7 protein-coding genes are annotated in these 7,225 nt (G+C 68.7%); all 7 read left to right on the top strand.

Translation table 11 applies throughout. The features are described 5' to 3' along the window. The first annotated feature begins 1,221 nt into the window (after positions 1-1,221). The 7 genes from SSPN_RS0140360 (at position 1,222) to glmM (ending at position 7,182) form a co-directional block, all read left to right on the top strand. Positions 1,222-3,051: a type VII secretion-associated protein gene (locus SSPN_RS0140360; RefSeq protein WP_029536225.1), complete on the top strand. Its 1,830-nt coding sequence runs from the start codon at positions 1,222-1,224 to the stop codon at positions 3,049-3,051. 244 nt (positions 3,052-3,295) lie between these two features. Then, positions 3,296-3,469, top strand: coding sequence for a hypothetical protein (locus tag SSPN_RS57400; protein WP_158309723.1), 174 nt, complete (start codon positions 3,296-3,298; stop codon positions 3,467-3,469). Positions 3,470-3,607: 138 nt separating this feature from the next. Further along, positions 3,608-3,919 carry a WXG100 family type VII secretion target gene (locus SSPN_RS0140350; protein ID WP_010316194.1) on the top strand — a complete coding sequence of 104 codons (312 nt, stop codon included), beginning with the start codon at positions 3,608-3,610 and terminating at the stop codon, positions 3,917-3,919. A gap of 62 nt (positions 3,920-3,981) precedes the next feature. Then, positions 3,982-4,272 carry a WXG100 family type VII secretion target gene (locus SSPN_RS0140345; RefSeq protein ID WP_010316192.1) on the top strand — a complete coding sequence of 97 codons (291 nt, stop codon included), beginning with the start codon at positions 3,982-3,984 and terminating at the stop codon, positions 4,270-4,272. A 377-nt stretch (positions 4,273-4,649) separates the two neighbouring features. Next, on the top strand, positions 4,650-5,096 hold the full coding sequence (gene rplM, locus SSPN_RS0140340) for a 50S ribosomal protein L13 (RefSeq protein WP_010316190.1): 447 nt from the start codon (positions 4,650-4,652) through the stop codon (positions 5,094-5,096). Between the two features lie 27 nt (positions 5,097-5,123). Beyond that, positions 5,124-5,597: a 30S ribosomal protein S9 gene (gene rpsI / locus SSPN_RS0140335; protein ID WP_010316187.1), complete on the top strand. Its 474-nt coding sequence runs from the start codon at positions 5,124-5,126 to the stop codon at positions 5,595-5,597. A gap of 250 nt (positions 5,598-5,847) precedes the next feature. Next, positions 5,848-7,182, top strand: coding sequence for a phosphoglucosamine mutase (gene glmM / locus SSPN_RS0140330; RefSeq protein ID WP_010316185.1), 1,335 nt, complete (start codon positions 5,848-5,850; stop codon positions 7,180-7,182). Positions 7,183-7,225: the final 43 nt, after the last annotated feature.

The raw sequence follows: 7,225 nt of genomic DNA, 5'->3' as shown, positions 1-7,225 counted from the left end.
CGCGCCAACGGTGGCCCTCGGCCTCAACGTATCGGCGATCTACGGCAGGAGCGGGCCTGGGCTCCTCGGCGCTCGGCGCTCGGCGCTCGGCGCTCGGCGTTCGGCGTTCGGCGCTCGGCGCAACGGTGCTGGCGACGGCAGGAGGAACCTGGCTAGCGCCATGTCGTAGGCGTCCAGCGGGCAGGTCTTCGGGTTGCAGTCCTTGCTGGCGGGGGCTGGACCGACGGATTCGGCGCGCGGGGCCGACGCGAAAAGCCTCCCGGCGGCGGCGCGCTGGTGTTCGTCTTGCTCAACTGGGCTGTGCTGACCCTGCCGATGACGTTGCTGACCGGAATCGACGCGGGTGGGTTCGGCGGAATGCCGCTGGTGCCGCAACGGCACCGCCTGTGTTCGGGCTGGCGCAAGACGCGCCAACGGTGGCCCTCGGCCTCAACGCGAACCAGCAATCCCGGCGACCCCATGACCGACCTGGGTCGGGTGATTTTTCGAGGTGAGGGGCACCCTTGAGCGGCCTAGTCGCCTAAGGGTGCCCCTCACCTCTCACCTGGTGGTGTGGTTTGGGTGGGCGCGGCGAGCTGAGTCGAGAACATTGCTGGTGGTTCCTTTGGTTGGGTGGCGCGGGAGGATTTCGCGCGAGATCGCCACCGCCTCTGGAGCTGGTCTCACCTCTCACCTGGTGGTGTGGTTTGGGTGGGCGCGGCGAGCTGATTCGAGAACATTGCTGGTGGTTCCTTTGGTTGGGTGGCGCGGGAGGATTTCGCGCGACATCGTGCTTTCGGTGGGGAGCCGTTCGCCGATTTCGCGCGAGGTTGCCACCGCCTCTGGTGGGGGTCGGTGGGTGGCGGGAATGCGTCGGCGGCGCGTGTGGGAGCCTCGCCGAGTTGGTCCACTTCGGACGGTTGGGGCGGCACTGCTGGGGCCGGTCGGTGGCCGGCGGGGATGGCCGATGAGCTCGCCGAGCGCGACTTCACCGTTGGGGCGCGTCGCGGGGGGGGGTACCCGCGCCCCTGGTCAATTGGGGGCGGGTGCCCCTCACCCCGTTCGGATGGCAACAATCCGTGACAGGTGGTCGCGTTGATCACCCGGTCAGGGGCAGACTGTTGGTGCGCTCGCACCCTTAACCTCTAGGGTGCTCGGGGGGAGTCGGCACGCCGAGAAATCGGCGGCCGGACGACAGACGTCGCCGGAAAAGGCGCTTCGGCGACGGTGAAGGAGTTCTGGGTGTCCCTGCACGTCTCGATCGACTTCGGCACGTCGAGCACATGCACGGTGGTGTCGGTTGGCGGTGCCGAACCGCAGGTGGTGGTGATAGACGGGCAGCCGCTGGTCCCGTCCGCGGTCTTCGCGGCGGCGGACGGCACGCTGTTCGTCGGGCACGAGGCCGAACGCCAGGCCGCAGTCGACCCCGCTCGTTTCGAGCCGCACCCGAAGCGCCGCATCGACGAAGGCGAACTGCTGCTCGGCGGCAGCGTGCTGAAGGTCGTCGACGTGATCCGCGCCGTGCTGCAGCGTGCGGTCGGCGAGGCCCGCCGCTTCGCCGGCGGCGCGGCCGTGGATCTGCTGGTCCTGACCCACCCCGCGGACTGGGGCGCGATGCGCACCGCCGAGCTGCGAAGGGCCGCCACCGGGCTGGGCAAGGAACTGGTCATGGTGCCGGAACCCGTTGCGGCGGCGGTGTTCCACTCCGCCGGTCACGGCCTCCCCGACGGCGGCGCGCTGGCGGTGCTCGACCTCGGCGGCGGCACGGTGGACGCCAGCGTGGTGTGCAAGCAGGGCTCGTCGTTCCAGGTGCTGGCCACCCGCGGCGAACCGAATTTCGGCGGCGCGGACATCGACCAGGCGCTGCTGGACCACATCGGCCGGCTCGTCTCCGCCACCGATCCCGAGGCGTGGCGCAGGCTCGTCGAGGGCCGCGATATGGCCGATCGCCGACGCCGCCGGGTGCTGCGGCAGGACGTCCGTGGTGCCAAGGAAACCCTGTCCCGGCACACCTACACCGACGTCCCGTTGCCGCCGCCGTTCTCGGACGCGCACGTCACCCGCGTCGACCTGGAGGCGCTGATCGCCAGGCCGCTGGGCAAGGCCGCCGACCTGGTGTTGGCCACCCTGCGTGAGGGCAAGGTGCAGCGGCAGCAGCTGGCCGGGGTGTTCCTGGTCGGCGGATCGAGCCGGATCCCGTTGGTGGCGCGGCTGATCCACGAGCGCACCGGCGTGGTGCCGACCACTTTGGACCAGCCCGAAACCGTGGTGGCGCGAGGCGCGCTCCGCGCGGTGCGGCTGGATCCGGACCGCAGCGGCGGGCTGGCGCCCGCTGGTGCCTGGGCGGGCGCATCGACGGTGCGCGCCTACCCGGTGCCCGGCCCGCCCCCGGTCGGCTCCGCGAGCGTTTCCCCGATCGGCCCCGGGGTGACCGCGGGCGACTCGCTCAGCGGTGCCCGGACCGTCGTCATCGGCGGCAGCGACCAGACGATGCCGGTCACGCACCGGCCCAGCCGGAAGAAGCGCAAGCTGCCGTGGCTGATCGGTGCCGGCGCGGCCGTCGTGGTGGCCGTCGGCGTGGTCCTGACCCTGGTCATCACCAGCAGCGGCCAGCCGCAGGCCGAACCCGGCGGCCCGACCCGACGGGCCGCGCAGTACGACTACGAGTTCTCCTACCCCGGCGACTGGAAGCAGATCGGCGGCGACCCGAAGAACTGGCAGACGCTGATCGCCCCGGAGGACGACGCGCAGGACTCGGTGATCGCGGTCAACGAGGGGAAGCTCGACTTCGACACCGACACCGACCGGAACCGGGCGGTTCAGCAACTGCTCAGCGACTACCAGCAAAAGGCCGCGGCCGGCGAACCGTTCTCGTTGTTCAACCCTTCCACCAGTTTCGCCGGTCGGGACGTGGTGTACTACCGGCAACAAATGCCGGACGCGACGGTCGAGTGGTACGTGCTGCACCGAGGACAATTCCGGGTTCTCGTCGGCTGCAAGTACGGCTCGGTCGGCAAGGACGACGTGGTCCGCGCTTGCGAACAGGTCGTCGGTTCCATCAAGGTCCGTTGAACCGGCGGTGAATTCGCCGCGGCGGAATGGATTTCGCGCGGCCGTCGGGCAGGGAGACACTAACATGGCAGATCCAGCGGATTCCGTCCGCAGATTCCGCACCGAACTCGCCGATGCAGTGGGTCGCAGTCGGCGGGCCCGCGGTGAAGCGCACCACCGCGCCGAGGATTTCCAAAGACACACAAGGGAACTCGCGAAGCACGCGGTGACGGGCAGCAGCGCTGCGGAATCAGAGCAGCGGGCGGTGGCGATCGACTACCGCACCCGGGTGGGCCTGGAAGTTCCCGAGCACTCGGCAATCGAGTCGAATGTGCGCCCAGACACCGCCGCGAACGAGTCGACGGCCGGGAAATCGCAAGAGCAAACGCCTTCAGACGGCAGCGATCTCGACTTTTCGCAAGCGCGAATCATGCGATGACCTGCGGGTTCCGCGCTTGGCGTTTACATCAGCAACGGGTTGCGCAGAAATCTAGGACAACGTGGAACCGAACATGGCAATGTCTGCGTCGCAGGTTCATCCGAACTTGATGACGAGTTTGAAGGGGGTCATCCAGAGATGGCTGGAATTGGTGCAGACGTCGACGCGATCGAGAAGGCGTCGCAGGACATTGACGAGGCTCGCAACGCCGTCGAGCAGGCGCTCCATCAGCTGAGCAGCCAGCTGGAGGGGCCGGTCGCGAACTGGAAGGGCGCGGCCGCGGACGTGTTCCGCAAGCTGATGGCCTCCTACGAGGACAGCGGCAAGAAGATCCTGCAGAAGCTCGACGAGCTGGGCCAGAACGTGCAGAGCTCCGGTGCGGACTACGCCCAGGTCCAGGAGGAGCAGGCCCAGGAGATCTCGAAGATCACGGCGATGCTCGACGGCTGAGCCGCACTTCGAACAGTCGTACGTTCAGAATTCTTGACCATAGGTATTTGAGGGGATAAGCAATGAGCGAGATTGCAGTCAACTTCGCCGAGCTGCAGCAGGCCTCGGACGACCTGCAGGCTGCGGCCCAGAAGATCCAGGGTGAGCTGGACGACCTGGAGGGCAAGATCCAGAAGCTCGTCGCCACCTGGGAGGGCGAGGCCGTGGGCGCGTACCAGGAAGCCCAGAAGACCTGGGACGAGGAAGCGGCTCGCATGCAGGAGACCGCCGCGAAGATGGGCATGGCCGTTGGTGCCGCCAACGAGTCCTTCCAGGCCGGTGAGAAGAAGAACGCCGGTCGCTTCGGTGGCTGATCCCACCCGCTGAAGAGCGAGGAGAGCGATCTGCGGCCCCGGCGAGCGCCGGGGCCGCAACGCTGTCCGGGGGCGCGCGAGTACCGCCCCCGGCATTCGCTATCCTTGTTCCGGCGATCTGCCAGGTCAGAAACCTCCAAGCAAGTACTGAGGACCCGTTTTGACCGGGCCGGAAGCCACCAAGTACCCTCATTCTTTGTTGTGCGGTGCGCGGCTGCAGTTCGCGCCAGTGGATCGGATCTCTCGCGGATCGCGGTCTCGGCGGCGGTACTGGCGGACGTGCCGGTTCCCGGGAGAATTCCTGCGGGAACCGACCGGCGTGATCGAGACGGGCTCCGCACTGACGATTCCGACGCGAACGACGACGAGGTAGATCCGTGCGCACGTACAGCCCGAAGCCCGGCGAGGTGACCCGCGCCTGGCATGTGATCGACGCCGAGGATGTGGTGCTCGGCCGGTTGGCAACTCAGGCCGCGACGCTGCTGCGCGGCAAGCACAAGCCGACCTACGCGCCGCACATGGACACCGGCGACTTCGTCGTCGTCGTCAATGCCGAGAAGGTGGCCCTCACCGGTAACAAGCGCACCCAGGCGTTCCAGTACCGGCACAGCGGTTACCCCGGTGGTCTGCGCAAGCAGTCCTTCGGGGAGGTGCTCGAGAAGCACCCCGAGCGGCTGCTCGAAAAGGCGATCAAGGGCATGCTGCCGAAGAACAAGCTTGGCCGCGCTATGGGCAAGAAGCTCAAGGTCTACGCCGGCCCGGAGCACCCGCACCAGGCCCAGAACCCGCAGCCGTTCGAGATCAACGCGAAGGTCGAGAAGTGACTGACGAACTTCAGCAGGAAGAGAACGGTGACCCCGGAGGAGACCGCCGAGGTTGAGGTCGAGGTCGAGGAGACCGCTGAGGCGGTCGCCCCGGCGCCGATCCCGGTGCCGACCGGCCGTCCGGTGCAGACCGTGGGTCGCCGCAAGGAAGCCGTCGTCCGGGTTCGGCTGGTGCCGGGCAACGGTGGCTTCAAGCTCAACGGCAAGAGCCTCGAGCAGTACTTCCCGAACAAGGTGCACCAGCAGCTGATCAAGGAGCCGCTGGTCACCGTCGAGCGCGTGGAGAGCTTCGACGTGCTGGCCACCCTGCGCGGTGGCGGCCCGTCCGGCCAGGCCGGTGCGCTGCGCATGGCGATTGCCCGTGCGCTGGTGGCCTACGAGGCCGAAGACCGCCCGGCGCTGAAGAAGGCCGGCATGCTCACCCGTGACGCGCGGGAGAAGGAGCGCAAGAAGTACGGTCTCAAGAAGGCCCGCAAGGCGCCGCAGTACAGCAAGCGCTGACGCCAACTTCATCCGATCTGCGGGAGCAGTCATCAGTCCACTGCGGACGAGACTGCTCCCGCAGTCGTATGCGCCGGAGGCCTGCTACCGATCGCTCCGCGTTGGTGTCAAAATCACCACGCCCGTGGGCGGTCGCCACGCCCGCGTGGGATAAACGGCTTCGCCGCCGCAAAGACAAGAACCCGACGTGGCGCGTCCGGTCTCGCGCCCCGCGGAGTTTTCCGCGTCACAGGAAGAGGACGTGCTGCTGATGGCTCGGTTGTTCGGCACCGACGGGGTGCGCGGGTTGGCCAACGCGGATCTGACCCCGGAGCTGGCGATGTCGGTGGCCGCGGCGGCCGCGCGGGTGCTCTACGACCGGGACGATTCGCAGCGCCGGGTGGCGTTGGTCGGCCGCGATCCACGGGCCAGCGGCGAGATGCTGGAGGCCGCGGTCACGGCGGGCCTGACCTCGGCCGGTGCCGACGTGCTGCGGGTCGGCGTGCTGCCCACCCCGGCGGTGGCGCACCTGGTTGCGGAGCTGGGCGCGGACCTCGGCGTGATGATCTCTGCCTCGCACAACCCGATGCCGGACAACGGGGTCAAGCTCTTCGCGGCCGGCGGGCACAAGCTCCCGGACGCGGTCGAGGACGAGATCGAGTCTCGCCTGACCGAGCAGGTCGACCGGCCCACCGGGGCCCATGTCGGCCGCGTCCGCGACGTCCCCGACGCGGTGCGGCGTTACGTCGATCACTTGTTGGCCGCGGCTCCGCTGTCGCTCGACGGGCTGAAGGTCGTCGTGGACTGCGCCAACGGCGCGGCCTCGGTCGCCGCCCCGGAGGCTTACCGCCGGGCGGGCGCCGAGGTGATCGCGATCAACGCGGAGCCGGACGGCATCAACATCAATGACGGCGTCGGTTCGACTCACCTCGACGTGCTGCAGGCAGCGGTGCTCGAAAACGGCGCGGACCTGGGCATCGCGCACGACGGCGACGCCGACCGCTGCCTCGCGGTGGACGCCAGCGGGGCCGCGGTGGACGGCGACCAGATTTTGGCGATCCTCGCGGTGGCCATGCACGAGTCCGGCGAGCTCACGGAGAACACGCTGGTCGCGACCGTGATGAGCAACCTCGGCCTGCACCTGGCGATGCGCGAGCAGGGCGTTGAGCTGCGCACCACCGCCGTCGGCGACCGGTACGTGCTGGAGGAGCTGCGGGCTGGCGGTTTCGCGCTCGGAGGCGAGCAGTCCGGCCACGTCGTGCTGCCCGCCCACGCGACCACCGGCGACGGCCTGCTCACCGCGCTGCGGCTGATGGGCCGGATGTCGGCCACCGGCACCCCGCTGGCGTCGTTGGCCAAGGTCATGCGGCGGTTGCCGCAGGTGCTGATCAACGTGCGCGTGGCGGACAAGGCCGCAGTGGTCGCGGCGGCCGAGGTGGCGTCCGCGGTGGCGGCGGCCGAGGTGGAACTCGGTGACACCGGTCGGATATTGCTGCGCCCGTCCGGCACCGAGCAGCTGGTGCGCGTGATGGTCGAGGCGCCGAGCGAGGAGACTGCACAGGCCGTGGCGGAGCGTTTGGCGGAAATCGTTGCCGCAATCCGGTGATCTTGTGATTTTGATCTCTCATCGCGGCGCGATCTGTGAGACC

The organism is Saccharopolyspora spinosa NRRL 18395 (genome assembly GCF_000194155.1).
Lineage (GTDB): Bacteria > Actinomycetota > Actinomycetes > Mycobacteriales > Pseudonocardiaceae > Saccharopolyspora > Saccharopolyspora spinosa.
The sequence above is the reverse complement of the archived record's forward strand: the minus strand, read 5'-3'. Positions and strand labels throughout refer to the sequence as shown.

Excerpts from the sequence above, each read along its gene's own strand:
- SSPN_RS0140350 (WP_010316194.1), top strand. The coding sequence starts at position 3,608 with ATGGCTGGAATTGGTGCAGACGTCGACGCGATCGAGAAGGCGTCGCAG.
- SSPN_RS0140345 (WP_010316192.1), top strand. The coding sequence starts at position 3,982 with ATGAGCGAGATTGCAGTCAACTTCGCCGAGCTGCAGCAGGCCTCGGAC.
- glmM (WP_010316185.1), top strand. The coding sequence starts at position 5,848 with ATGGCTCGGTTGTTCGGCACCGACGGGGTGCGCGGGTTGGCCAACGCG.